Source organism: Shewanella sp. VB17 (genome assembly GCF_013248905.1).
Classification (GTDB): Bacteria; Pseudomonadota; Gammaproteobacteria; order Enterobacterales; family Shewanellaceae; genus Shewanella.
Map to the genome: position 1 here is coordinate 2,491,026 of NZ_JABRVS010000001.1, position 26,141 is coordinate 2,517,166.

Below are 26,141 nucleotides of genomic sequence, written 5' to 3' on the forward strand. Positions count from 1 at the left end.
GCGTCCTTATCCCAAGTGTTGAACAAGCCCGAGCATGTTGGAAGTGATACCTTTATATAGTAAATATCAGCGTAAGATCTTACGCTTTTTAGGTATGTGCTGAGCAGTAGTACTTTTTGTAACTCATAGCGATCCATTAGCATCGACAGCTAATTATTTTACATTAATATCAATGCCTTAACCACTTTAAGGGGATCACCTCCTCATATTTATTTTGCTCTGTATTTTAACTCTTAGTTTTATAAACCTTCCGCTTAAACAGTGGCGTTAGGTTGCATTAAATGTTGGCTAATAAAGCTTGTCAGTCGAGTATGGACCCTGAGAAAACTCATTGGCTTATGGCAGCAGGGGCAAGGTCGTATAGCACGGGTCTTGGTTGTTTTTTCGAGCGGCGCAAACACTGTTCCTGCCACCGCTAGCATCAAACGTATGCGTTGCCGCAGCTTGGCAGCACTCCCTCTCAATAACCCATAGTCTCTGACTCGTCGTAAGCCCTTTGGCAAAACATGTTGCAATACTAAGTACAGAAACTTCACTGCGGGGAGTGTGTGTATTTCAGTGGCTTTAGTTTGGCTATCTTGATACTCAAAACTGACTTGCCCATCGATGTCGCTGATAATGTTTTTATCGGGCAGTACGCCTCGATAAAGATATCTCGACAGATACTTGAGTGCAGGTAGCCCTTTGCCAGCATGTTGACAGTCGACAACCCATTTCTTGGGGATGGCTTCAGGAAGCTTGCCACCCAGCTCACTGGTTAGTTTTTTCAGCAATCGTGCTCTCCATACTTTGGCGAGATTAAAATTGTTAAACAGGTATTTGCCTTTGCCCTTGTGCCACTGCTTTTTATCTTTATCGAAGCTACCTGCTGGAATAATAAAGTGAATATGCGGATGCAGATCACGCCGCCTGTTGTGAGTATGCAGTACTCCTGTAAAGCCAATATCACCGCCGAGTTGCTTTGAGTTTTTAGCAAAGTCTTTTAGCACGCTGGCAGCCACCGAGAACATGGCTTGATACATCAACTCAGGTTGATGCTTTGCAGTGGCGCGTAACTCATAAGGCAAGGTGAAAGTCACCATGTAATACTCAACGGGCAACAGTTTAGCTTGCTGCTTTGCAAGCCAATCTGTCGTGGTGTTGTGCTGGCATTGTGGGCAACTTCGATGACCACATGACAATGGAAAGTCAGCATGATGGTAACAGCTTTGACAAGCCCATTGACTCGTTCGCTCAGTATTAGAGCGGCAACTGAGCATGGCGTTGATGGCTTGGCGCATTGCGTTTGTCATCTGTTTCTCATAAGCCTGATTAAACGCATCAAGATGGTTGCGTAAAATGTCGATAAACGTCATAGCCCCCACTCCCACTTCAACACCAAAGCATCGCTAAGTTCGTTAACCGCTTTTACCGTATTCTTGCGGGTGATTTGAGTGAGTCTCGTATAACGTGCAGTTGTGTTAAGGCTACTGTGCCCGAGTAATGTTTGCACTGAGCGTAAATCAAGACCTTGCTCAAGCAGATGAGTCGCGTAACTGTGACGTAGATTATGCGGACTGATAGATTTATGAATGTTGCACTCACGAATGACACATTTTAGCGCTTTTTGGATGCCCCCTTTATCTATCAATGAGTCTGGTTTATCGTCTTTGCCTGGGAATAAATAACGAGGATGTCGATGAATTTGCCAGTAATACCTCAGCGCTAATAAGGTTCGCTGAGGTAAAGGAACGAATCGATCTTTACCGCCCTTCGCATCACGAATATGCACCTGCATCAATGCAGAATCAATATCACCGATTTGCAATGAAATCGCCTCACCGAGGCGCAACCCCATACTGTACAAGGTCAGAAAGAAGACCTGATATCGCAACTGACGTGTGAGGCTAATGACAATAGCCACTTCAGCTGGGGTCAGAATATCTGGCAAGCGATGAACTTGCGGAGGCTTAACAATGTTGAGCCACTCCCAGTTTTGGTTGAGCACATGGCGATAAAAAAACTGTAAGCCGTTACGGTCAAGCTTAACCGTGCTCCATGAATGTGATGCGATCAGTTGAGCAAAATAGCGCTTCAAGTCATCGGTGGTAAGGTTATCGGGACAAGCGTCAAAGTAGGCTGCAATGCGTCGTACAGCTCGACTATACGCATCGATGGTGGCAGGCCGCTTGCCTTGCAGTGTTAAGTTGGTAAGATGTTGTTTATAAAGAGAATCAAAGCGTTGTTGTTCGGATGTGGTCATGATAATACTCCTAGGTTAGCGATCGAATCTGATCGCCACTAGAAAGTATCTAGGATATGAGGATAAACAGGCTTGTTATCTCTTCTGCCGCATAGCGGCTTCGTTCAACAAGGCATTTCAGCGGATAAACCGCTGAATGCAGCGTTACCCATAGAAAATTTAACCTGAAACTCATGAATTAGAATTAATGGTCTAACTCGGAAATGTCCATAATCGAGTTAGCAACCATAAAATCTCAATCGAAGAAACAAGGCTTTGCTTTTAACAAAGGTGTAGATACGGCTGCGAGTTTCGGTTTCAAGGATGAAACCGTAAAGCGGCCATGGATGGCTTCACAGCGTCTCGCCGAAGTGTCTACACATAGGCCCACGGCAGGTGATTAATAAAATTTGAAACTTTGGTCATCAATAAGCCGACCAAACACCAAACCTGCCCAATGAACCCAACCAAAAGATATTTAAAACTTGTTATCCGACAAATTAACCCATTTTTGTCCAAAACCGTGTTAGCAACCATAAAAGCTCAATCGAAGAAACCATGCTTTTTTTTTACAAAGGTGTGAACCCGGCTGTGACCTTCCGTGACAGGGAAGTCACGGCAGAGGCTATAGGGATATATTCACGCCGTGTCACTGAAGTGTTCGCACAGTTCTCGCCGAACAGGCGTTAAACACCAATGAAACTTTGGTGATCAATAAGCCAATCAAACACCAAACCAGCTCAATGAACCAATCAAAAAGAGATTTGAAACTTGTTATCCGACACAGCAGAAAGCGGCGCTGAAATTTATATGGTTTGAGTCACCGCGACTATTTCAAGTCTATTCCAAGCTTGATTTCAATGCCCTTATTCTGATCTGAATTTGGGATAATGCGTTCAGGTTACTTATAGCGCTTACCCGAGCGTTTGAGTGCTTCGGCTTCTTCTTTAGCCTGTTTTTCGGCTTCTTTTTGTGCCAGTTTTAAGGCGACTTCTTGTTTTTCAATCTCAGCCATCTCGGGTGTTTCTAATGAAAGTTGACCTATTTTACCAGAGCGAAATTCATGGAGTACAAGCTCTGAAACTTTATGCAAGTCGATACGCCCACCAGGTCGAAGCGCGCCCCGTTTACGGCCAATGGCTTCTAAAAGCTCGATATCGGTGGCCGGAAGTGTTGTTAATTTATAGCGCTCAGCAATAGCTTCAGGATACGCGTGAAGAAAAAATTCGGCAGCAAACATGGCGACATCTTCATACTCCATCGCAGTGTCTTTAATGGCACCTGTGATCGCGAGGCGATAACTGCTTTTTTCATTGTCGACTTTGGGCCATAAAATACCGGGAGTATCAGAAAGTACAATGCCATTTTTGAGATTAATGCGCTGCTGAATTTTGGTGACTGCGGGTTCATTGCCTGTTTTTGCTATGGTTCTACCAGCAAGCGTGTTGATAATGGTGGATTTACCCACGTTGGGGATCCCCATTATCATGGTACGAATATCTTTTTCTAGCTTGTCCCGCCCAGGCACAAATTTACGGCAAAGATCAGGAATTTTTCTGACTTGCGCAGCGTGTAAGGTTGTGATTGCCATCGCCTTAACACCTTGTTCTCGCTCTAAATATTCAATCCAATCTTGGGTTACTTTAGGATCGGCGAGATCAGACTTATTGAGCAGTTTTATACAAGGCTTGCCATCTCGTAGGGTCGACACGACAGGGTTTTCACTACTATAAGGGATCCTTGCATCTAAGACTTCAATAACGAGATCGATTTGAGGCATCACCTCTTCGATCTCTTTACGTGCCTTATGCATATGCCCCGGGTACCACTGAATTGCCATGTAAACGCTCTGTATCTCAACTGAATGGGGAGATTTTACCTTGTTAAGGCAAAATTTAACAAATAAAAAGCGCTATTTGACGCTTTTTATTCACGGGAGACTAAATAATTTGAATTTAGGTTAACTTACAACCCCTAATTCTCTTAATCGTTCCATTAGGTAGCTGTCGGCAGTGTATTTATCTGATAACACCACTTCTGGATTTGGATGTAAAAATAATGGCAAAGAGATACGTGATTTTGTCTTATCGCTGCCTTCAGGGTTGATCACTCTATGACTTGTTGATGGGTAATATCCACCTGAAGCTTCTTGAAGCATATCGCCGATATTGATAATAATACTGCCGAAGTCACTGGGGACATCTAACCAAGCGCCATGTTGAGTTTGTACTTGTAATCCAGGTTCATTTGCAGCAGGTAAGACTGTGATTAAGTTGATATCTTCATGAGCTGCAGCGCGGATAGCTCCCATTTCTTCATTGCCTGACATCGGCGGGTAGTGAAGCACTCTTAATAAGGTTTTTTGACTATTATCAATCATTTGAGGGAGTGCCATCGAGAACTTAGCTTTTACGTCATCAGGTGCGTACGTCTCAATCCAACCCAGTAACTCTTGCGCTAATACATTGGCTTTATCGTAGTAGGTGAGTATATTATCTCGTAAAGAGTCAGGTATACGTCCCCAAGGATATACGTGGTAATACTCTTTAATATCCTTAACCGTATGACCTTTTGCCGTTTCAGATGTTTCAGCAGGGAAAAAACCATCTTGTGTTTCTGGTTTAAATAAATAGTTGCGTTTTTCTTCAGTGTTGAAAAATGCTTGCCATTGGACATAAATAGCCTCAACTAATGCTTTGTCGATAGGGTGATTACATAATACACCGAAGCCTGTTTCTCGTAGTGATGTGACAAACTTTTCTGCACAGTCCGGTGCTAAGTAGTTTATTGTTTTTAGTTTCATATCTGCTCACATATAATTAAACTAGGGGTAGTGTAACGAGGCAAAAGCGGCGGGGCAAATACGTATTAATAATAATCATGTTGTTATTGTTTCACTTTTGGTTTTATAGTGAAATTATGGTAACTAATTGTAATATTTACAATTGCATGGGTTAGAACAGTGTGCTTTAATTTTTTTGTTTATTTGACGATTGGGGACACAATACTCGGCATAAAACGAGAGGATTATCTATTATTCTTTTATTAATACAATTTGAGTTAATTTTTCAGGGGATATTTCTGAACCATTGTATGACAATCTATAGGTTAAAATAATGAAAATACTGACTGATTTTGAGCGCTATGTTATTGAAGAAAAAGGAACAGAACGTCCTTTTAGTGGTGAATACAATCAATTTGATGCTCAAGGTGTTTACGTGTGTAAGCGTTGTGATACTCCGCTGTATTTGTCTGAGAGTAAATTTATTGCCCATTGTGGGTGGCCAGCGTTTGATGATGAAATTTCAGGTGCGATAAAACGTAGCCCTGATATTGATGGGCGCAGAGTTGAAATCACCTGTGCAGCGTGTGATGGACATTTAGGTCATGTTTTTGAAGGTGAATATCTCACGGAGAAGAATATTCGTCATTGTGTGAATTCTGTGTCATTGAGTTTTCAGCCGTTAGAGGGTATGGAGGCTGAAAGCCGTCAACAACTTGCCACATTTGGAGCTGGGTGCTTTTGGTGTATTGAAGCTATTTTTTCAGAACTCAATGGGGTAAATGAAGTCCGGTCTGGTTATAGTGGTGCAGATCCCGATACGGCTAATTATGAAGATGTGTGCACAGGGTTAACGGGTCATGCCGAAGTGGTGCAAATTCACTTTAATCCTGATGTGATAAGTTTTAATGATTTACTGGAAGTATTTTGGATGAATCACAACCCCACGACATTGAATCGGCAAGGAGCCGATAGCGGTACTCAATATCGCTCTGTGGTATTCGGCCATACTAGCCAACAAATTGATAATGCTAATGAGATGATAGAGAAACTGACTTTAGCTCAATTGTGGCCAGATCCGATTGTGACAGAAGTTGCTTTGTTTGAAACATTTTATCCAGCAGAAAATTATCATCATAATTATTTTGCACAAAATGGTGACGCACCATATTGCCAAATGGTGATAAAACCTAAGATAGAGAAGTTTAGAGACGCTTTTTCGCAAAAATTAAAAGCAAACTAAAACTAAAAAAGCGAGTCAATGACTCGCTTTTGTTTGTTATTTAAGTAGCAGCTGATTAATCAAGCTTGTTATCGGCAATTTTATAGTGAGGATCTTCAATAACATTCACTTCAACAAGATCACCCGCCTTGTGGAGTAATTTCTTACAATCATTACTGAGGTGACGAAGGTGTAATTTTTTCCCACTGGATCCATAACGTTCTGCTAGGGTATCAATCGCATCTAGAGCAGAATGATCACACACACGAGAGTTTTTGAAATCAACAATCACATCACCTGGATCGGTCTCTGATTGAAATAAATCTAAAAAGTCAGCCACAGAGCCAAAGAACAGCGGGCCATTTAGTGTGTAGACTTTCCAGCCATTATCATCTTCAGTGATGTCGACATTGATGTGTTTTGCATGCTCCCATGCAAAGACAAGCGCTGACACAATCACACCTACAAAGACAGCAAAGGCAAGATCGGTGAAGACGGTCACGAGGGTGACGAGTATGATGACAAAAGCGTCGTGTTTAGGCACCTTACTCATGACGTTAAAGCTGGCCCATTCGAATGTACCCAGAACCACCATAAACATCACCCCCACTAATGCGGCAAGTGGGATCATTTCGATAAGTGCCGAGCCAAAAAGGATAAAAGCAAGTAGCGCGAGTGCTGCAGTAATACCCGATAAACGACCACGACCACCAGAGTTGATGTTAATCATGGACTGGCCAATCATGGCACACCCTCCCATGGCACCAAAGAAACCACTGGTGATATTACCAACACCTTGCCCTATGCATTCTTTGTTACCTTTACCACGGCTATTGGTCATTTCATCGATAACGGTCAAGGTTAACAATGATTCGATTAAGCCAACTGCGGCAAGAACGAAAGAGTATGGCAAAATAATGTATAAGGTGTCTAATGTAAAGGCAACATCTGGAATCGAAAAGGTCGGTAAATTGCCTGCAATCGTTGCATGCTCATCGCCGCTCATCGACTTAAGAAAATCCAATACAGTACGAGTATCTAAGTCTAAGAACACAACCAATAAGGTGACCGTAATGATAGCGGCAAGAGAAGAGGGGATGGCTGAGGTCAATTTAGGTAAAAAATGGATAATCGCCATGGTTAATGCAACTAAACCAAGCATTAACATTAATTGATCGGTAGGTAGCCAGATCATTATCCCATTAGGATCTGGCAGTTTAAATTGACCAAGTTGAGCGAGAAATATCACAATGGCTAAACCATTGACAAAACCTATCATGACAGGATATGGCACAATGCGAATAAACTTACCTAATTTGAGTAAGCCGAATGTGATCTGAATGAGACCTGCTAGGACCACTGCAGCGAACAAATATTGCACGCCGTGTTCGGCAACAAGTGCCACCATGACGACAGCCATAGCACCTGTTGCACCCGATATCATCCCTGGACGCCCACCAATTAGAGCGGTGATTAAGCCCATGATAAATGCTGCGTATAAACCTACCATAGGTTCAACTCCAGCGACAAAAGCAAAGGCGACAGCTTCAGGAACGAGTGCGAGTGCAACCGTTAATCCCGACAGCAGATCTGCTTTGCTACTAGCTGTTTTGTGACGAATAAGATCAAACATTTAGCCTCTATTATAATTATATTTAGGTTGAATAGCGGTCGCGGATATTAACAAACTATCCACGTTAATTAAATGAAAAAGCCATGCAATAGTGCATGGCTTTCAGTTATACAGGTTAACTATAGATTATGGTTTAATCATTTCCGAATTTGCTGTATTTGTATTATTGGTGACTCTCACTGGCTGAGCGTTGTCAGAGGCTTGATATTGACGACCCATTGGGGTGGCAATATTTTCTCTGTTCCCTACCACGGGTTTAGTCATATCAGATGTCACCATGGTCCCAAAACGACTTTTGTTAGCTGGTTTAGCTTTCATCGGCTCTGGTGCTGGTGAGCGGTCAACAGTGGACACAGGTTGAGCTGCAGATACAGCCGCTGCTTTCACTGGTGCGTCAGGTTTAGTCGCAATGGCGGCAGAGTTTGTCACTGCTTTCACTGGCACGTCCGGTTTGGTCGCAATGGCGGCAGAGGTCATCTCTACTTTCACAGGCGCGTCCGGTTTGGTCGCAATGGCGGCAGAGGTCATCTCTACTTTCACAGGCGCGTCCGGTTTGGTCGCAATGGCGGCAGAGGTCATCTCTACTTTCACAGGCGCGTCCGGTTTGATCGCGATGGTCGCAGAGGTTGTCGCTGCTTTGACTGGTGCGTCCGGTTTTGTCGCGATGGTCGCAGAGGTTGTCGCTGCTTTGACTGGTGCGTCCGGTTTTGTCGCAATGGCCGCAGAGGTCGTCGCTGTTTTGACTGGTGCGTTCGGCTTGGTTGCAATTGCCGCAGAAGTTGTCGCTGCTTTGACTGGCGCGTCCGGCTTGGTTGCAATGGCCGCAGAGGTCGTCGCTGTTTTGACTGGTGCGTCAGGCTTGGTCGCGATGGCTGCAGAAGTTGTCGCTGCTTTGGCTGGTGCGTCAGGCTTGGTCGCAATGGCTGCAGAAGTTGACTCTGCTTTCACTGGTGCGTCAGGCTTGGTCGCAATGGCTGCAGAAGTTGACTCTGCTTTCACTGGTGCGTCAGGCTTGGTCGTAATGTCAGTCGGTATCGTCTCGACATTTGTCATTGACACTTCAGGCTTAGTTGGCGCTGTGGATCCTATTTTTACAGAGGATTCAGTTAGTGCTACCGCCTTAATTGAAGCAGCTGTTGATTCATTGGCTTGGTTTCTCACTTCAGTTTCATTTGGAATGAAAATGGGTGTCCTGTCACCAGAAGCTTCAGTCGTGTCTTCATCTTTACGACGGCGTTGCCCTGCAGCTCTAAGATGACGTGGACTGCGACGATTACGACGTTGGCCTTCACGAGACTCAGTCGCTTCTTTGTCTTCATCAACCTCTTGAGGTGAAGTATCTACTGATTTTGCTGCTATGTCCTTGATGTCCAGCTCCTGTGCTGTCACATCAATATCGGGACGAGCCAGTTCAGTTTGCGGAGTTTCTATACTGATGTGGCTTGATTCAGTTTTTATCACGTCAATCTGGTCAAGATTTTCAGTGGCTTTTACTGTTACCTCATCTTGCTGCGTCTTCGGCTTGGCTTTTCTTGGCTGACGCTTAGGACGAGCTTGTTTTTCATCATGTGTTTTTGATTCTATCTCTTGTTTGGTTGAAGAAGTTGCAACAACGTCAGTTTGCTCATTTTCAACGCGTACTTTACGGCGCATGTTACGACGTTGGCGACGTTCTCTAGCGACCTCTTGTTTTGGTTGTTCGACAGTTTCGTCAGTCTTATCTATAGCTTGTTTCGCTTTATTATTCTGACGAGGCGGACGCTTGGTTTGCTCGTCCTTGTCCTTTTTAGCATAGATCTCTTTATTTGAGTCCGTTGCCTTAGTATGAGAAGTACGTTCTCTTTTATCGCTAGATTGTTCTTTATCATCACGTGGACGACGGTCATTGCGACGAGTATTACGTTGGGCATGTTTGTTTTGATTACTGTTTGTTGATTTCTGAGCTTTTTTAGGCTCTTCTTTCTCTTCCGATTTAAACATTGCACCGATAGCAGAGAAAAACTGAGCAAGTAGACCTGGCTTTTTCGCTTTTTCCTGAGTGGTTTTTGGAGACATGTCAGCAATTGTTTTTATGGGGGTAGAAAAACCAGTCAGTACAGGCTTAGGAGGGGCTGCACGCTCTAATTTTCTAGGCTCATAAAGTTCAGTTTCAGGCTGTCCAAGCAACTTATAACTTGATTCATGGATCTGATCATCTTTACGGTGACGTGATACACGGTAATCCGGTGTTGTCATGTTGGGATCAGGGATAACATAGATTTCAACATCATGACGCTGCTCAGTGATCCGAATGGCTTTACGTTTTTCGTTGAGAAGAAAGGCAGCAACATCAACAGGTACAACTGCTTCTATTTGTAATGTGTTTTCTTTAATTGCTTCTTCTTCCATAAGGCGCAAAATGGACAGAGCTAATGACTCAGTACCACGAATTGTACCTTGGCCATGACAGCGTGGACATAAGTGAGCAGCTGATTCTTCAAGAGAAGGTCGCAGACGTTGGCGAGACATTTCCATTAGACCGAAACGAGAGATCCGACCTAATTGAACACGTGCTCTGTCATGATGCACGGCATCACGCATTCTGTTTTCAACTTCACGTTGATGGCGCACGGGTGTCATATCGATGAAATCAATCACCACAAGCCCGCCTAAATCACGCAGGCGAAGTTGTCTGGCTATTTCATCAGCCGCTTCAAGATTCGTATTGAGTGCGGTTTCTTCAATATCGCTGCCTTTAGTTGCACGGGCAGAGTTAATATCGATAGAGGTAAGTGCTTCGGTGGGATCGATCACAATCGATCCCCCTGACGGAAGGCGAACTTCACGTTGAAAAGCCGACTCTATTTGGGTTTCTATTTGATAATGTGTGAAAAGTGGCACTTCGGCTTCATATTGTTTAATGCGATCGACAAAATCAGGACGCACTAGGGCAACATGTTGTTTAGCTTCTTCAAAAATTCGTGGGTGATCGACAAGCACTTCACCGACATCACGACGTAAATAATCACGGATAGCTCTGACTATTACATTACTTTCTTGGTGGATCAGAAAAGGAGCGGCACGACTCTCTCCTGCTTCTTTAATCGCTGTCCAGTGATGTTCTAGAACTTTTAGATCCCATTTTAACTCAGCAGAATCTTTACCTACACCTGCAGTACGTACGATCAAGCCCATACCATGTGGGACTTCAAGCTCGGATAATGCCGTCTTTAACTCTGTGCGCTCGTCACCTTCAATGCGACGAGATATACCGCCTGCACGAGGATTATTTGGCATCAGAACTAAGTAAGAACCTGCAAGACTGATAAAGGTGGTTAACGCAGCACCTTTGTTGCCACGTTCTTCTTTATCTATCTGAACAACAACTTCTTGTCCTTCCTTGATCACCTCTTTAATGTTAGGGCGACCTTGAAAAGAATAGCCTTTAGGAAAGTACTCTCTTGCAATTTCTTTTAGTGGTAAAAAGCCGTGACGGTCTGCACCGTAATCAACAAACGCGGCTTCAAGTGAGGGTTCTACTCGGGTAATTTTACCTTTGTAAATATTGGCTTTCTTCTGTTCATGACCAGGACTTTCAATATCAAGATCATACAGTTGTTGCCCATCAACAAGGGCAACGCGCAACTCTTCAGATTGAGTTGCATTAATTAACATCCGTTTCATTATGACGTAATTCTTCTAAAATAGGGTCATCAAATGATTTTTTCGTTGCATTACGGGCCTAGCATTCATAACAGAGCCTCACGGCAAGTGTCTAGGCAAGGTGCGCATTTCTGTAAGACGCATTCTCTGCGTGTCGCATCCATTTATGGCTTGTCTTTTACTTTTAAAAACAAGGGGTTCGTTGTAAAATATCAACCAACCCAATAAATTATTCAATACTTTCCGTTAATGCCAAAATCGAATCGTGTTCATTTGATGATAAGTTAAAATTAATCTTCGAATTTGGGGTGCGATTGTTGGAGAAACCACGTTGTCATGTGGGTTTATCATGCTGTTTAGTCGTTAACACTTACTTTAGATTTCATATAAAACGACTTGCAAATCAATGATTTGCTACAGATGAGAAACATTTTAGTCTCCACTTATTTCGCTATTGTTGAGGTTTTTGTAAACAACTTGTCTACTGATTATACCCAACCACGGATGGAATATAGCAATAATCACTAAATTCAGCAAATGGAAAGGCTCAAAGTTCTGATAATTTGCTGTATAATGCGCTTTCAGATATAGATATAGGCACATAATGAATACCGAATCTCCAAAAGCTCAAGTCCAGTTCGTTACTATTGATGAAGATAATCTCGGGCAACGTATCGACAATTACCTCTTAGCTAAATTAAAAGGTGTGCCTAAAAGTATGATTTATAGAATCGTGCGTAAAGGTGAAGTTAGGGTCAATAAAAAACGTATTAAACCTGAGTATAAGCTGCAAGATGGCGATATTGTGAGGATCCCACCAGTACGGGTCTCTGATAAGGAACAATGCCCAGGTCCTTCAGCTAAATTGAGTCAGGTCTCACAGCTTGAAGAGCGTATTTTGTTTGAAGATAAGCATATTATCGTGCTAAATAAACCTGCCGGGCTTGCTGTTCATGGTGGAAGTGGTGTGGATTTTGGTATTATTGAAGCGATGCGTGCGCTTCGACCACTGCAGAAATTTTTGGAATTAGCGCATCGTCTTGATAAAGATACTTCAGGGGTGCTACTGATAGCTAAGAAACGCAGTGCTTTAAGGCATTTACATGATCAACTTAGATTTAAAAAAATGCAAAAAGATTACCAGGCCTTAGTCAAGGGAACTTGGCAGGCAAAAGATAAAGCGATAAAGGCGCCATTGCTTAAGCTAACCTTGAAGTCTGGTGAGCGTATTGTACGTGTCAATCAAGAAGGCAAAGAGTGTGAAACTCGTTTTAAGATTTTACAACGTTATCAGGGCAGCACACTTATCCAAGCTAGCCCTGTAACAGGTCGTACGCACCAAATTAGGGTCCATTGTCAACATGCAGGTCATTCTATCGCGTGTGATGACAAGTACAGTGAGCAAAAATATGATGACAGTTTGCGAGCGCTTGGGCTTAACCGTTTGTTTCTGCATGCGGCGCAATTGAGGTTTATCCATCCAGGCACAGAAGAAGTGATGGTAGTCAAGGCCCCTTTGGATGTTGTGCTTATTAAAACATTAGATAAATTGGTAAAAGTATGAAGCAATATCAGCTGTTAATATTCGATTGGGATGGAACCTTGATGGACTCTGTCGGAAAAATCGTTGCGTGTATACAGGCGTCTTCACGCTCTCTTGAGTTGGCCGTTCCGTCAGAGTCAGCAGTGCGAGATATTATTGGGTTATCGATGCATAAAGCACTTCATACTTTGCATGATAATCTGGATGATGTCATTTATAACAAGATGATTGAACTATATCGTCAGCAATACCTTGAGCTCAATGATACACCGAGTCCTTTGTTTGAGGGAGCAGAGTCACTAATACAACAACTCGATCAAAAAGGCTATCAGCTTGCTGTTGCGACAGGAAAAGCCAGAGCGGGGTTAACCCGCGTGTTAAATGAGACGGGGTTAGGTCATTATTTTATTGCGAGTCGTTGCGCAGATGAAGCGCTAAGTAAGCCTAACCCTGAGATGATCAATCAACTGTTAATTGAGCGTCATGTGACGCCAGAACAGTGTCTCATGATAGGTGATTCATTGCATGATCTTAATATGGCAAATAGTGCTGGAGTTGATGCTATTGGTGTGAGCTACGGTGCTCATGGTACAAGTAAATTAAGTCGCGCTAATCCCAAAGCGATGATTAATGCCCCACTGGACTTACTCAACTATTTAGGTCACTAACCGTCTCGCCGGTATTGTTATCAGCTAATGTCCAACACAACGCTTCTAGCTTGCCGAGTTTGATGCTAGAACGTGGTAATTTTGCAATTCAAGCATATCAATTAGGGTGATCAAAGGCAGACCGATTAACGTGTTAGGATCTTTTCCTTCTAATTGGGTAAATAACGCAATGCCCAATCCTTCACATTTAAAACTGCCAGCACAAAAATAAGGGCGTTCAGTGTGTAAATAGTATTCGATTTGTGCCTGTGTTAATGCTCTAAAGTGCACGTTAAAGGTTTCAAATCGAGTGTCATTGTGACCTGTATTGATGTTATGCACAGTTAGCCCGGTATAAAATGTGATGATCTGGTTTGAGGCCTGAGTGAGTTGTTTGACGGCATTTTCATGGGTAAGAGGCTTACCGACAATGCGTTTATTGATCACTGCGACTTGATCTGAGCCAATCACGAGTCCTTGTGAGTAAGCAGAAGCTGCTGCAATTGCTTTTTCTTGCGCTAGGCGCATCACTAAGGCTTCAGGGGATTCGTTTAGATGCGCTGATTCATCAATATTGGGTGAACAAGTTTCGAAGGGGATATTCAGCTTTTCGAGTAGTTGTTTTCTAAAGGGTGAGCTTGAAGCGAGTATTAGCTGAGCTGACATAATCAGGTTCCATGTAAATGACAGTTGAAAACATAATAAGCATTCACATTTTCAATTTGAGCCTATTTTGATGTCAAGTTTATCCTTTTTCATCTTTTAAAGGAGGACATTTTTTGTTTATTAAGGATAAAAAAGGTCCGTTCGCTTTTATTTTAAGCGTGAGACACTTGAGTAAATGCCCATGCTTAGGTAAAATTTATCATTGATTAATTTATGTTGTTAGAGTTAAAAATGTAATTGAATTAGCCTATCTTCACCAAGATAGCTAATTTCCTTTGACTCTAAGGATTTCAAACTATAAAATGCGCGCCTTATGCAAACAGTAAAAATACCGGTTTCAATTGATCCAATACGCGCTGCGGCTAGTCAACTTTCTTATGAAGGTGTGATCCCTGGCAAGCATTTAAAGCGATTAAATGAGTTAAGTGCCGGAGACTGTTCCGATGTGGTAGTGTCATTGGAATGTGGCGAGGATATACAGGGGATAGTCTACCTTAAAGGGAAGGCTGTGACGGAGCTCACTCTACATTGTCAACGCTGCATGACACTATATAGCACAAAGGTTACGGTCGATTTTAATTTTACTCCTTGTGAGAATGAGGTTGAAATCGATGAGCTCCCGGATGCGTATGATCCTATTGAGTGCGATGATATAGGTGAAGTTCGTCTGCATCAATTGATTGAAGATGAATTGATAGTCGCTATGCCCTTGATCCCAATGCATGCCGACGAAAGTTGTAACCAAGGTGATCAAGACATAGTAGTAGGCGAAATTGAACCCTCTCAAGAGGAGCGTCCAAATCCGTTTGCAGTGTTAGAAAAACTGAAGAGCAAGTAATCTAGGAGACAGATAAATGGCTGTACAAAAGAGTAAAAAATCTCGTTCGAAGCGCGGAATGCGCCGTTCACACGATTCATTGAGCACTGCTCAGTTATCAGTGGATGCAACGAGTGGTGAACTACACCGTCGTCACAACGTGACTGCTGATGGTTTCTACCGTGGCGTAAAGGTTATTAACAAGTAATTGTTGATACTTTTATGACAGATCTAACGCTTGCGTTAGATGTGATGGGGGGTGATTATGGCCCCTGCGTCACAGTGCCTGCAACCTTGCAGGCACTTAATTTATACCCCTTCTTAAGTGTTATTCTTGTTGGCAATCAAACAGATATCGATCCTTTTTTAATTCATGTAGAACCTTGTATTCGACAACGTATTGACATTATCCATACGGCAGAAATGGTCAGTATGTCAGATCGTCCAGCGCATGCACTCCGAAATCGAAAGCAAAGTTCCATGCGATTGGCGATTGAGTTAGTGCGTGACGGTAAAGCGCAAGCTTGCTTAAGTGCCGGTAATACCGGAGCACTGATGGCCATTGCGAAAGTACTGCTAAAAACCCTACCAGGCATTGATAGGCCTGCGTTAATTAGTCGATTACCCGCAGTCAATAAAACCCCAGTTTATCTGCTAGATTTGGGAGCCAATGTTTCTTGCTGTTCAGATACATTATTTCAGTTTGCAGTGATGGGATCAGTGCTTTGTGAAGTCATAGATAAAAAAGAAAATCCGCAAGTTGCGCTTCTTAATGTGGGTATTGAAGAAATAAAAGGTAATGATCAGGTGCAGCAAGCAGGACAGTTGCTGCAACAATGCCCGCAAATAAATTATGTGGGCTTTATAGAAGGGAATAAACTGTATTCAGGCAATGTTGATGTGATTGTTTGTGATGGATTTGTAGGCAATATTACATTAAAAACCTCTGAAGGGATCGCTACATTATTAGTTAATCAATTAGAAAATGGATTGACCAAAGGTTTTTTTGTGCGCTTGATGGCTAAATTGATCGCACCGCGTATAAATTCTATTCTTAAACAGATGAACCCCGACCACTATAACGGTGCAAGTTTGATAGGATTACGGGGCATCGTAGTCAAAAGCCACGGCAGTGCCGATGAATCTGCGTATTTGCAAGCGATTATGCTTGCAGTGACCGAAGCACAATGTAGACTGCCTAAGATGATTGAAGAACGTCTTGAGTCTATTCTTTTAGATATAAACAACTGATATTTCCTAAAATATGCATACAAAAATTCTTGGAACGGGCAGTTATCTGCCAGCACAGGTACGCAGCAATCAGGATCTGGAAAAAATGGTAGAAACCAATGACCAGTGGATTGTTGAACGTACAGGGATCTCTGAGCGCAGGATCGCAGCGACTGATGAGTCGGTATCGACCATGGGTTTTGAAGCCGCCAAAAAAGCCCTTGACATGGCTGGTATTGAGGCTAATCAACTTGATATGATCGTTTGTGGTACCACAAGTGCAAGCCATGCTTTTCCTGCTGCTGCATGTGAAATTCAAGCTATGCTAGGGGTTGATACTATTCCAGCTTTCGACATCGCTGCTGCGTGTTCAGGCTTTGTATATGCATTGTCTGTTGCTGATCAGTATGTCAAATCTGGTATGGCTAAAAAAGTCTTAGTGGTTGGTTCTGATGTATTATCACGTCTTTGTGAGCCCGCAGATCGCAGCACGATTATTCTATTTGGTGATGGTGCTGGAGCGGTTGTTGTTGGAGCTTCAACTGAACCTGGTATTCTATCGACTCATATCTATGCTGATGGTCGGCAAGCTGATTTGCTTAAATGTTCATTGCCTCCACGTGGTCATGAGCCATCGCAAGACATGGGGTATATGAAGATGAAAGGCAATGATGTATTTAAAGTAGCAGTCACGCAACTGTCACGGGTTGTCACCGAAACCCTAGAGCTTAATCACATTGATAAGTCTGACATTGATTGGTTAATTCCACATCAAGCTAACTTCCGCATTATTAAAGCCACCGCTAAAAAGCTCAACATGAGTTTAGATAAAGTGGTTCTCACCCTGGCCAAACACGGTAATACTTCGGCAGCATCTGTTCCTATTGCCTTTGACGAGGCTGTTAGAGATGGTCGTATACAGCGTGGTCAGCTACTCATGCTTGAAGCATTTGGAGCGGGATTTGCTTGGGGCAGTGCATTAGTTCGTTTTTAATTATTGCATTAAAGTAGCGATTAATTATCTTGAATACAATAGGTAGAATTTATGAATAATTCAGCTTTTATCTTCCCTGGTCAAGGTTCACAAGTGGTTGGAATGTTGGCTGAACTTGCTAGTGAACATGAAATTATTGCTCAGACTTTTAGTCAAGCAAGTGAGATTGTAGAGTATGACCTTTGGGAACTTGTACAACAAGGACCTGCTGAAACGCTAAATGAAACAGATAAAACTCAACCCGCATTGTTGACGGCAAGTGTTGCAATATGGCGTGTATTTGAAGCCAGTGGAAAAGCTTTACCGAATGTATTGGCAGGGCACAGTTTAGGTGAGTACTCAGCTTTAGTCTGTGCGGGTGTCATTGATTTTGTTGATGCGGTGAAACTCGTTGAATTACGTGGCAAGTTAATGCAACAAGCGGTGCCGGTTGGCAGTGGCGCGATGTTTGCCATCATTGGTTTAGATAACCATATGATTGTCAAAGCTTGTGAAGAAGCATCAGAAGGTGACGTCGTCTGTCCCGTTAATTATAATAGTCCTGGTCAAGTCGTGATCGCAGGCACTAAAGCTGCCGTTGAACGAGCGGCGGTATTGTGTAAGGCAGCAGGTGCTAAAATGACCGTTGCTTTACCTGTTAGTGTGCCTTCTCATTGTGAATTGATGCGCCCAGCGGCTGAAAAATTGGCTCTGGCTTTGGATTCTATCACGTTTAAAACGCCTAACATTAGTGTCATAAATAATGTTGATGTTGCTTCGCCGACATCAGCAAAAGCCATTAAAAGTGCGCTAGTTAGGCAACTTTATTGCCCTGTGCTTTGGTCTGATACTGTTACAGCGATGGCAAAAATGGGTGTGACACACGTGTTTGAAATTGGACCAGGTAAAGTCCTTACAGGACTGACAAAACGAATTGAACGTTCACTTGTAGGCAAAGCAGTGAACGATGTGGCATCACTCGCGATATTGACCGAGTAGGAGATTTTAATGAGTGTGAATATAGATTTAACTGGCAAAATTGCTTTAGTTACTGGCGCTAGCCGTGGTATTGGTCGTGCAGTTGCTGAAACATTGGTGGCAGCCGGTGCAAGAGTGGTTGGTACCGCGACAAGTGAGCGCGGCGCGGCACTCATACAAGAGTATTTAGGTGATAATGGCCTAGGACTTGTTTTAAATGTGACGGATAGCCAGTCGGTGACTGATTTATTTGCCGCGATAAAAGCACAAGAGGGCGACGTTAATATTTTAGTTAACAATGCCGGTATTACACGTGATAATTTGTTAATGCGGATGAAAGAAGATGAATGGGGTGATATCATTGATACCAACCTTACATCGATATTTCGCACCTCTAAAGCCGTTATGCGTCCGATGATGAAAAAACGCAATGGACGTATCATTAATATCGGTTCTGTTGTAGGCTCTATGGGTAATCCAGGGCAAACAAACTATTGCGCAGCGAAAGCTGGCTTGATAGGATTTACCAAATCACTTGCTAGAGAGGTTGCATCTCGTCAAATAACAGTCAATGCTGTTGCTCCTGGATTTATCCAGACAGATATGACAGATGAGCTGACTGAAGAGCAACAAAAGGGTATAATGTCTCAAGTGCCGATGGAGAGACTTGGTCAAGCACAAGAGATCGCCAATGCTGTGGTGTTTTTAGCTTCAGACTCTGCTGCGTACATCACAGGAGAAACTCTCCATGTGAATGGTGGCATGTATATGGTATAAATGTGATAAGCTGATAGCACTTTATTTTATTGATGTTTAGCATCAATAAAAGCTTATTTCGTGGTCAAACTGCGAAAGTTAAGCTTGCATTGTGTGTCAAATTGAATAAACTACTCGCAATCTTACGCAAGTACGTAATTTGAATAGGAAAGAAAACTAATGAGCAACATCGAAGAACGTGTAAAGAAAATCATTATTGAGCAACTGGGTGTTAAAGAAGAGGACGTTAAGTCTGCTGCATCTTTCGTTGACGACTTGGGTGCAGATTCTCTGGACACGGTTGAGTTGGTTATGGCTCTAGAAGAAGAGTTTGATACCGAGATCCCTGATGAAGAAGCTGAAAAGATCACGACTGTTCAAGCAGCTGTTGATTACGTTTCAAAGAATCAGTAATCCTGAATTCTAGAAAACAGGCAGCATTTATGTTGCCTGTTTTTGTTTCTAGTGATTCGCATTATCTGTCCCAGTCTTCTATTCATTACCCCTTCCAAGTAATCATAAAGCAGTGTCTAATCACTGTTGTCGATCAATTCAATGTTATATAGGTGAAAGTGTGTCTAAACGTCGTGTAGTCGTAACAGGCCTAGGCCTAGTCACTCCAGTAGGTAATACCGTCGATTCAAGCTGGAAAGCGTTGCTTTCTGGTCAGAGTGGTATTGCGCCCATAACCAAATTTGATGCTAGCGAGTTTACGACTCGTTTTAGCGGCTCAGTCAAAGATTTTGATGTTGAGCAATACATGTCTCGAAAAGATGCGCGTAAAATGGATCTTTTTATCCAGTATGGGATGGCTGCTGGTATACAAGCGGTGACAGACTCTGCTCTTGACATGGATAAAATCGATAGTTCAAGAGTGGGGGTGGCCATTGGTGCAGGCATTGGCGGAATGCCACTGATTGAGCAGGGACATATGGCCCTATTAAAAGGCGGTTCTCGCAAAATTTCTCCATTTTTCGTACCCAGTATTATTATCAACATGATCTCGGGTCATCTTTCTATCAAATATGGTATGAAGGGACCTAACTTTGCCGTCACCACAGCTTGTACGACCGGTGTGCATAATATCGGTTTTGCCGCTCGTACTATCGCCTATGGTGATGCAGACATCATGGTTGCTGGGGGCGCAGAAGATGCGACGTGCCCGCTCGCTGTCGGTGGTTTTGCGTCGGCAAAAGCCCTTTCTACGCGCAATGATGATCCTCTCGCTGCAAGCCGCCCTTGGGACAAAGATCGTGATGGTTTTGTTATCGGTGATGGTGCTGGCGTGATGGTAATGGAAGAATATGAGCATGCTAAAGCTCGTGGGGCGACTATATATGGTGAGCTTGTCGGTTTTGGCATGAGTGGGGATGCTTTTCATATGACATCACCGCCAGCTGATGGTGAAGGTGCAGGTGCAGCCATGATCAATGCCATCAATGATGCCAAACTGGCTAGAGAACAAATCGGGTACATTAATGCCCATGGTACTTCGACGCCAGCAGGTGACAAAGCGGAAGTGGCAGCGATTAAATCAGTGTTTGGTGAGCATGCCTATCAATTGTTAGTCAGCTCGACGAAGTCGATGACTGGGCATCTTTTAGGTGCTGCAGGTTCGATGGAAGCAATTATTACCTTACTTGCCCTTAGGGATCAAATGATCCCTCCGACCTTGAACTTGGACAACCCGGATGAAGGCTTCGATTTAGATTTTGTGCCTCATACCGCACGTGAACATAAATTCGAGTACGCCCTATGTAATTCATTTGGCTTCGGCGGTACTAATGGCTCTTTGTTATTTAAAAAAGCCTGATATTTGCTATTTAGGCTAATGTGACAGATTTGCTTAGGATTAAAGGGTCTTTAGTGGTAATGCCAGTAAGTTAAGCTTTCTGGCATTTTTTTGCCCAGCGAAGCTTGAAAATCCAGCAGATTTAAAAAACCTCTATCACCCCGACTAAGTGGAAGTTAGAACGGTATTGGTTAACGGCAGGGTTTGAATTAAGCCATGGGAAGTGAGGTGTACACAACTAACCGAAACGATTAGAACTTCAGATTTGTATCAAGGTTAAGGTAGTAAAACCAGAGGTATTTGTTGCTCCTTAATAAAGATAAATAATAATCAGGTGGCCTTATAAATCAGGCGCGCCTATCCGAATATTGATTTCAATACCCTGGATCTGGATAAAGTTCAGCGGATTTATCATCCTCAGACCTAAATTTTTATGAGACCTTAGTCTCGTCTTCATTATGAAAATTAAATAAGATTACGTTAACGTCAGTGCTTAATTTGTTGTTATTTAAGGTTTAGTTGTTATTTTTTATTGGGCCTGACGTTAACGTTAGACTAAAGTCTTGATTCTTGTTGGCCAGCAGCTTGATAGATTAACAAGGGCTGAATAATAAAAATTAATTAAAGGAGTCATTATGAGTTTTGAAAGTAACGACAAGGCGGAAAGTTACTGGCGTGAAAACTTACGCTTAGTATTGGGGTTATTGGCCATCTGGGCTGGGGTATCGTTTGGCTGTGGTATTTTACTGGTTGATGTACTCAATGACATTCATTTTATGGGGTTCAAGTTAGGCTTTTGGTTTGCACAACAAGGAGCGATGTACGTGTTTGTGGCGCTGATTTTTGTTTATGTTGTGAAAGCGAATGCATTAGACAAAAAATATCAGGTTCAGGAAGACTAACATTGGGCTAGAAAAGGAATGAAGTGATGGATGTAAAAACGTTAACGTATTTAATTGTTGGGGTGACGTTTGCCCTTTATATTGGGATTGCGATCTGGTCTAGAGCGGGTTCAACAAAAGAATTTTATGTGGCTGGTGGTGGGGTGCATCCCGTGATGAACGGCATGGCAACAGCGGCAGATTGGATGTCGGCAGCTTCTTTTATTTCCCTTGCCGGCATTGTTTCATTTACTGGCTATGATGGCTCAGTTTATTTGATGGGGTGGACAGGGGGATATGTATTACTGGCTTTATGCATGGCTCCTTACTTACGTAAATTCGGCAAATTTACCGTGCCAGATTTTATTGGTGATCGTTATTATTCTCAAACTGCTCGTACAGTGGCCGTGATCTGTGCCATTTTTATCTGTTTTACGTATATTGCAGGGCAAATGCGTGGCGTGGGAGTGGTATTTTCACGTTTCTTAGAGGTTGAAATAGACACGGGGGTGTATATCGGTATGGCAGTGGTTTTCTTTTATGCGGTATTGGGGGGGATGAAAGGGATCACTTACACGCAAGTTGCCCAATATTGCGTGCTTATTTTTGCTTTTATGGTCCCCGCAATTTTTATCTCTGTGATGATGACAGGGCATATTTTTCCACAAATTGGTTTTGGTGCTGAGTTGGTCGATGCTGCAGGGAATAATACCGGCGTTTACTTGCTTGATAAGCTCGATGGTCTGTCGACCGAATTGGGTTTTTCTCAATATACTCAAGGTACAAAAAGTACGGTTGATGTGTTTTTTATCACGGGTGCTTTGATGTTTGGTACTGCGGGTTTACCCCATGTGATTGTGCGTTTCTTTACTGTGCCTAAAGTGAAAGATGCGCGTATTTCTGCGGGGTGGGCGCTGGTCTTTATAGCGATTATGTACACGACCATTCCAGCATTGGGGGCATTCTCTCGCGTGAATATGATTGAAACGATTAATGGTCCAGAGTCGACAGGTGTAGCCTATGAAACTGCGCCAGAATGGATTAAGAACTGGCAGAAAACGGGTCTGATTGAGTGGGATGATAAGAACGCGGATGGTAAAATTTACTATGCTAAAGATGACCGCAACGAAATAAAAATAGATCGTGATATTATGGTGTTAGCCACACCAGAAATTGCAAACTTACCTGCTTGGGTGATTGCTCTTGTGGCCGCAGGGGGGTTAGCGGCGGCACTGTCAACGTCGGCGGGTTTGTTGTTGGTGATTTCGACATCGGTCGCCCATGATTTGTTGAAGAAAAACTTAATGCCTGATATTTCTGATCGAAAAGAGCTGATGTTTGCGCGTATTGCTGCGGCTTTGGGAATAGTAATGGCAGGGTATTTTGGTATTCACCCTCCTGGATTTGTTGCCGCAGTGGTGGCGATAGCATTTGGTTTAGCGGCATCATCTTTGTTTCCGGCGATTATCATGGGCATTTTTTCTAAGACAATCAATAAAGAGGGGGCTATCAGCGGCATGGTCATTGGGTTACTGTTTACTGCCTTTTACATTATGTTCTTTAAGTTTATCCACCCAGAACTGAACAATGCGGAGCATTGGTTGTGGGGAATTTCACCCGAAGGTATAGGGATGTTAGGCATGTTAGTTAACTTTGCTATAGCATTTTCGGTGAGTAAAATGACTACAGCTATTCCGCTTGATGTGGTGAATATGATTGAATCGATCCGTTTTCCAAAGGGAGGCGGCGAAGCACATGATCACTGAATAACTTATCAATGCTAATAAGAGTGCAGCGGCGCTCTTTGTGTTGTTAAATGCTTACATCACCATGTTTTTGGTGATGTAAGCCCTCTATATTCATTTCGTTAATCTGAGATCGGATGAGTGCGTATTATTGAGTGCAAGTCCTCAAGATATTGTGAATGATACAGCAGAGGCGAAGACCAATGAAGTAGAGCAAATGCTATTTTTCGACGGTAACATTTATCATAATTAAGCTGTAAATTAGACCCAGTAATTAATTGCAGATAATAACTAGATAAAATCGACACTAACTATTTATCTGATGAACTTTACTTATTTAAAAATCATTAAATGATGTGTGTCATTTTTATTTATGGTGTATTTAAAACAGCTAATAATTTGGCTAAAACCGATGTTATAATTGGGGTTATTATAACTTGTTTAGTTATTAACCTTAATGAGAAAAGTCTAGATCACTATTGTGTTGTTTTTTTGTGTTTGTTTCTTTGTGATTATTTTTTAAATTGTAATTTTTTTGTAACTTATCGTTTTTCATATCATAAATTGAATAAAAAAAATCAAGTCCAACATCCGCATTAACATTATAAATAATTGATACTATTATTTTTTAATGTTATTTTTGTTAATGTTTAAGTAGGATACTCGCCTTAAGTCGAATATCTGAACCAAATTGAGTTAGGTATAATTTTTATCTCTAAAATTTCTTCTTTAAAATTGTGACAATCGATTTATGGATACAAGTGAACTTCAACTCATTACTGATTTTATTCAGGGACTTGATCCCTTTGATACTTTATCTAGTGCCACGTTAGATCGATGCTGTAAAAGTTTACGTGTGGGTTATTATAGTCAAGCTTCGACTTTTATTCCTTTTGATGAGGTAGAGCCGCTGCTTTATATTGTCCGTCGTGGTGCTTTTGAGGTGAGAAGCGAGGAAGGTGAATTACTTGACCGCTTAGGTGAAGGGGATTACTTTGGTTTTCCTTCGCTTCTGTCCGGCGAAAAGGTCAGTAATCGTATTCGGATCTTAGCCGATGCAGTGGTGTACCATCTTGATTCCGATACCTTTGACTATTTACGCGCCGAGAGTCGGCCGTTTGATCGTTACTTTAACCGAGCTTTTGCTAAACGTCTTCGTGATCAAGCTAAGCTTAGCGCGAAAGAGCTAACAAGGAGTAGTCGAGTGAGTGCCTTGATGTCCCACTCTCCCTTGATGGTTGATGTGAATATTTGTGTGAGTGAAGTGGCAAAAAAGATGCGCGGTGCTGGTGTCTCCTCTGTTTTGGTGCTTGATAATGGCAAACTCTGTGGTGTATTAACTGACAGCGATATGCGTAATCGAATACTGGCAGCAGGCAAAGATGGTCGCTGCTCTGTGCAGGAAGCCATGACTCCAGAGCCTCATACACTGGAGTCGAATGCATTAGTGTTTGAAGCCATGCTCTTGATGAATGAGCATAGCATTCGGCATCTGCCTATTGTTGATGATCACAAAGTGATCGGAATATTGACCAAAAGTGATATTTTTAAAGGCAGAAGCGCTCAGCCTCTGTTGCTTATTGGTGAAATAGAACGCCAGAGCAATGTCGACAGTCTTATTTCGGTGAGTAAGCAGATCCCATTACTGTTGCAAAACTTAATCACTACAGAGGCGAGAGCTGAGGAGATAGGTCGAGTGTTGACCTCTGTTAGCGATGCTTTGACGCGGCGTTTGATCATATTGAATCAGCAGTTGCTGGGTGAGGCTCCGATGGCGTTTTGTTGGTTAGCATTCGGCTCTCAAGGAAGACAAGATCAGACTGCCTGCTCAGATCAAGATAATGGTTTATTGTTGGAACATGCGCCTAATGAAGCTCAATCTGCTTATTTTGATGCCTTAACTAAGGCGGTATGCCGCGGCTTAGATAAGTGTGGTTACATGTATTGCCCTGGTGATATTATGGCGCAGAACCCTAAATGGCGCTTAAGCTTGTCTCAATGGCGACAGCAGTTTATGCATTGGGTTGACAGTCCAGAGCCTAACGCCTTGATGAATGCCAGTATTTTCTTTGATATGCGATCTGTATTTGGCCCCAATTCGCTGTTTGATAGTTTACAAGATAAGGTATTAGCGAATACTCATAATAATGATATTTTCCTTGCTGGTATGACAAATAATACCTTGAGAGTATCGCCTCCTTTGGGATTTTTTAATAAATTTGTCGTCGAACGTGATGGTTCTGAAGTGAAGGGAATAGATCTTAAACATAAAGGTAATGCATTAATTAATGATATTGTTCGTGTTTATGCGCTTTCTGCTGGGATTAAAGAAGTGAATACAGCACGTCGGATTTTTGCCTTGATGGAACAAGGTATTATGAATCGAAAAGACGGATTAAATTTGGCAGATGCTCATGAATTTATTGCCCACATACGCTTATCTAATCAGCGAGAGCAATATATTAATGCTGTGCCAGTTTCAAATTACCTTAAACCTAAACATGTGTCGTCGCTACTCAGGCAGCAGTTGAGGGATGCCTGTAAAGTGGTGAGTGACGCTCAATCAGGTATAAAACTTAAATTTTCTCGCAGCTTTTAAGTTTAATTATTCGG

The 26,141-nt window shown here is 42.5% G+C and carries 22 protein-coding genes; 15 read left to right on the forward strand and 7 right to left on the reverse strand.

What is annotated here, in order from left to right:
- Positions 1-254: 254 nt before the first annotated feature.
- Positions 255-1,355: an IS91 family transposase gene (locus tag HQQ94_RS10700; RefSeq protein ID WP_173294402.1), complete on the reverse strand. Its 1,101-nt coding sequence runs from the start codon at positions 1,353-1,355 to the stop codon at positions 255-257.
- The gene (locus HQQ94_RS10705) at positions 1,352-2,242 is read right to left on the reverse strand and encodes a site-specific integrase (RefSeq protein ID WP_173294403.1); all 891 of its coding nucleotides are present in this window, start codon (positions 2,240-2,242) and stop codon (positions 1,352-1,354) included. The genes HQQ94_RS10700 and HQQ94_RS10705 overlap by 4 nt, the downstream gene beginning before the upstream one ends.
- A gap of 203 nt (positions 2,243-2,445) precedes the next feature.
- Here HQQ94_RS10705 and HQQ94_RS10710 point away from each other — a divergent pair, with 203 nt between their 5' ends.
- Positions 2,446-2,625 (forward strand): hypothetical protein, encoded by a 180-nt coding sequence (locus HQQ94_RS10710; protein WP_173294404.1) that lies wholly within the window; start codon positions 2,446-2,448, stop codon positions 2,623-2,625.
- Between the two features lie 497 nt (positions 2,626-3,122).
- On the opposite strand, the gene ylqF is transcribed toward HQQ94_RS10710, so the two are convergent.
- Together ylqF and HQQ94_RS10720 are read right to left on the reverse strand one after the other, a co-directional pair.
- Positions 3,123-4,061 carry a ribosome biogenesis GTPase YlqF gene (ylqF, locus tag HQQ94_RS10715; RefSeq protein ID WP_173294405.1) on the reverse strand — a complete coding sequence of 313 codons (939 nt, stop codon included), beginning with the start codon at positions 4,059-4,061 and terminating at the stop codon, positions 3,123-3,125.
- Positions 4,062-4,181: 120 nt separating this feature from the next.
- A complete protein-coding gene (locus HQQ94_RS10720) occupies positions 4,182-5,024 on the reverse strand; it encodes an isopenicillin N synthase family oxygenase (RefSeq protein WP_173294406.1) in 843 nt (280 codons plus the stop codon).
- Between the two features lie 313 nt (positions 5,025-5,337).
- Between HQQ94_RS10720 and HQQ94_RS10725 the strand changes: the two genes are divergently transcribed.
- Positions 5,338-6,246, forward strand: a complete 909-nt coding sequence (locus HQQ94_RS10725) for a bifunctional methionine sulfoxide reductase B/A protein (protein WP_173294407.1) — start codon at positions 5,338-5,340, stop codon at positions 6,244-6,246.
- 55 nt (positions 6,247-6,301) lie between these two features.
- On the opposite strand, the gene HQQ94_RS10730 is transcribed toward HQQ94_RS10725, so the two are convergent.
- Both HQQ94_RS10730 and rne read right to left on the reverse strand, forming a co-directional pair.
- A complete protein-coding gene (locus HQQ94_RS10730) occupies positions 6,302-7,858 on the reverse strand; it encodes a SulP family inorganic anion transporter (protein WP_173294408.1) in 1,557 nt (518 codons plus the stop codon).
- 126 nt (positions 7,859-7,984) lie between these two features.
- Positions 7,985-11,521 carry a ribonuclease E gene (gene rne, locus HQQ94_RS10735; protein ID WP_173294409.1) on the reverse strand — a complete coding sequence of 1,179 codons (3,537 nt, stop codon included), beginning with the start codon at positions 11,519-11,521 and terminating at the stop codon, positions 7,985-7,987.
- 583 nt (positions 11,522-12,104) lie between these two features.
- Between rne and rluC the strand changes: the two genes are divergently transcribed.
- Together rluC and HQQ94_RS10745 are read left to right on the forward strand one after the other, a co-directional pair.
- Entirely contained in the window at positions 12,105-13,064 is a 960-nt protein-coding gene (gene rluC, locus HQQ94_RS10740; RefSeq protein ID WP_173294410.1) for a 23S rRNA pseudouridine(955/2504/2580) synthase RluC, read from the forward strand.
- Positions 13,061-13,711, forward strand: a complete 651-nt coding sequence (locus HQQ94_RS10745; RefSeq protein ID WP_173294411.1) for an HAD-IIIA family hydrolase — start codon at positions 13,061-13,063, stop codon at positions 13,709-13,711. The genes rluC and HQQ94_RS10745 overlap by 4 nt, the downstream gene beginning before the upstream one ends.
- A 45-nt stretch (positions 13,712-13,756) precedes the next feature.
- Here HQQ94_RS10745 and HQQ94_RS10750 read toward each other — a convergent pair whose 3' ends face one another.
- Positions 13,757-14,356 (reverse strand): nucleoside triphosphate pyrophosphatase, encoded by a 600-nt coding sequence (locus tag HQQ94_RS10750; protein WP_173294412.1) that lies wholly within the window; start codon positions 14,354-14,356, stop codon positions 13,757-13,759.
- Between the two features lie 313 nt (positions 14,357-14,669).
- Here HQQ94_RS10750 and yceD point away from each other — a divergent pair, with 313 nt between their 5' ends.
- From yceD to HQQ94_RS10805, 11 genes are all read left to right on the forward strand, one after another.
- A complete protein-coding gene (yceD, locus tag HQQ94_RS10755; protein ID WP_173294413.1) occupies positions 14,670-15,194 on the forward strand; it encodes a 23S rRNA accumulation protein YceD in 525 nt (174 codons plus the stop codon).
- Between the two features lie 16 nt (positions 15,195-15,210).
- Complete coding sequence (gene rpmF / locus HQQ94_RS10760) at positions 15,211-15,381, forward strand: 50S ribosomal protein L32 (protein WP_173294414.1); 171 nt, start codon at positions 15,211-15,213, stop codon at positions 15,379-15,381.
- Between the two features lie 14 nt (positions 15,382-15,395).
- Positions 15,396-16,424, forward strand: coding sequence for a phosphate acyltransferase PlsX (gene plsX / locus HQQ94_RS10765; protein WP_173294415.1), 1,029 nt, complete (start codon positions 15,396-15,398; stop codon positions 16,422-16,424).
- A 13-nt stretch (positions 16,425-16,437) separates the two neighbouring features.
- Positions 16,438-17,397 carry a beta-ketoacyl-ACP synthase III gene (locus HQQ94_RS10770; protein WP_173294416.1) on the forward strand — a complete coding sequence of 320 codons (960 nt, stop codon included), beginning with the start codon at positions 16,438-16,440 and terminating at the stop codon, positions 17,395-17,397.
- A gap of 51 nt (positions 17,398-17,448) precedes the next feature.
- Complete coding sequence (gene fabD, locus HQQ94_RS10775; RefSeq protein ID WP_173294417.1) at positions 17,449-18,375, forward strand: ACP S-malonyltransferase; 927 nt, start codon at positions 17,449-17,451, stop codon at positions 18,373-18,375.
- 9 nt (positions 18,376-18,384) lie between these two features.
- Positions 18,385-19,131, forward strand: coding sequence for a 3-oxoacyl-ACP reductase FabG (fabG, locus tag HQQ94_RS10780; RefSeq protein WP_173294418.1), 747 nt, complete (start codon positions 18,385-18,387; stop codon positions 19,129-19,131).
- Between the two features lie 159 nt (positions 19,132-19,290).
- Entirely contained in the window at positions 19,291-19,524 is a 234-nt protein-coding gene (gene acpP / locus HQQ94_RS10785; RefSeq protein ID WP_012324673.1) for an acyl carrier protein, read from the forward strand.
- Between the two features lie 160 nt (positions 19,525-19,684).
- Positions 19,685-20,923, forward strand: coding sequence for a beta-ketoacyl-ACP synthase II (gene fabF, locus HQQ94_RS10790; RefSeq protein ID WP_173294419.1), 1,239 nt, complete (start codon positions 19,685-19,687; stop codon positions 20,921-20,923).
- A gap of 614 nt (positions 20,924-21,537) precedes the next feature.
- A complete protein-coding gene (locus HQQ94_RS10795) occupies positions 21,538-21,804 on the forward strand; it encodes a DUF4212 domain-containing protein (RefSeq protein ID WP_173294420.1) in 267 nt (88 codons plus the stop codon).
- 26 nt (positions 21,805-21,830) lie between these two features.
- Positions 21,831-23,549, forward strand: a complete 1,719-nt coding sequence (locus tag HQQ94_RS10800) for a sodium:solute symporter family protein (protein ID WP_173294421.1) — start codon at positions 21,831-21,833, stop codon at positions 23,547-23,549.
- 730 nt (positions 23,550-24,279) lie between these two features.
- Entirely contained in the window at positions 24,280-26,127 is a 1,848-nt protein-coding gene (locus tag HQQ94_RS10805) for a DUF294 nucleotidyltransferase-like domain-containing protein (protein WP_173294422.1), read from the forward strand.
- Positions 26,128-26,141: the final 14 nt, after the last annotated feature.

Excerpts from the sequence above, each read along its gene's own strand:
- HQQ94_RS10700 (WP_173294402.1), bottom strand. The coding sequence starts at position 1,355 with ATGACGTTTATCGACATTTTACGCAACCATCTTGATGCGTTTAATCAG.
- HQQ94_RS10705 (WP_173294403.1), bottom strand. The coding sequence starts at position 2,242 with ATGACCACATCCGAACAACAACGCTTTGATTCTCTTTATAAACAACAT.
- HQQ94_RS10710 (WP_173294404.1), top strand. The coding sequence starts at position 2,446 with ATGTCCATAATCGAGTTAGCAACCATAAAATCTCAATCGAAGAAACAA.
- ylqF (WP_173294405.1), bottom strand. The coding sequence starts at position 4,061 with ATGGCAATTCAGTGGTACCCGGGGCATATGCATAAGGCACGTAAAGAG.
- HQQ94_RS10720 (WP_173294406.1), bottom strand. The coding sequence starts at position 5,024 with ATGAAACTAAAAACAATAAACTACTTAGCACCGGACTGTGCAGAAAAG.
- HQQ94_RS10725 (WP_173294407.1), top strand. The coding sequence starts at position 5,338 with ATGAAAATACTGACTGATTTTGAGCGCTATGTTATTGAAGAAAAAGGA.
- HQQ94_RS10730 (WP_173294408.1), bottom strand. The coding sequence starts at position 7,858 with ATGTTTGATCTTATTCGTCACAAAACAGCTAGTAGCAAAGCAGATCTG.
- rne (WP_173294409.1), bottom strand. The coding sequence starts at position 11,521 with ATGAAACGGATGTTAATTAATGCAACTCAATCTGAAGAGTTGCGCGTT.
- rluC (WP_173294410.1), top strand. The coding sequence starts at position 12,105 with ATGAATACCGAATCTCCAAAAGCTCAAGTCCAGTTCGTTACTATTGAT.
- HQQ94_RS10745 (WP_173294411.1), top strand. The coding sequence starts at position 13,061 with ATGAAGCAATATCAGCTGTTAATATTCGATTGGGATGGAACCTTGATG.
- HQQ94_RS10750 (WP_173294412.1), bottom strand. The coding sequence starts at position 14,356 with ATGTCAGCTCAGCTAATACTCGCTTCAAGCTCACCCTTTAGAAAACAA.
- yceD (WP_173294413.1), top strand. The coding sequence starts at position 14,670 with ATGCAAACAGTAAAAATACCGGTTTCAATTGATCCAATACGCGCTGCG.
- rpmF (WP_173294414.1), top strand. The coding sequence starts at position 15,211 with ATGGCTGTACAAAAGAGTAAAAAATCTCGTTCGAAGCGCGGAATGCGC.
- plsX (WP_173294415.1), top strand. The coding sequence starts at position 15,396 with ATGACAGATCTAACGCTTGCGTTAGATGTGATGGGGGGTGATTATGGC.
- HQQ94_RS10770 (WP_173294416.1), top strand. The coding sequence starts at position 16,438 with ATGCATACAAAAATTCTTGGAACGGGCAGTTATCTGCCAGCACAGGTA.
- fabD (WP_173294417.1), top strand. The coding sequence starts at position 17,449 with ATGAATAATTCAGCTTTTATCTTCCCTGGTCAAGGTTCACAAGTGGTT.
- fabG (WP_173294418.1), top strand. The coding sequence starts at position 18,385 with ATGAGTGTGAATATAGATTTAACTGGCAAAATTGCTTTAGTTACTGGC.
- acpP (WP_012324673.1), top strand. The coding sequence starts at position 19,291 with ATGAGCAACATCGAAGAACGTGTAAAGAAAATCATTATTGAGCAACTG.
- HQQ94_RS10795 (WP_173294420.1), top strand. The coding sequence starts at position 21,538 with ATGAGTTTTGAAAGTAACGACAAGGCGGAAAGTTACTGGCGTGAAAAC.
- HQQ94_RS10800 (WP_173294421.1), top strand. The coding sequence starts at position 21,831 with ATGGATGTAAAAACGTTAACGTATTTAATTGTTGGGGTGACGTTTGCC.
- HQQ94_RS10805 (WP_173294422.1), top strand. The coding sequence starts at position 24,280 with ATGGATACAAGTGAACTTCAACTCATTACTGATTTTATTCAGGGACTT.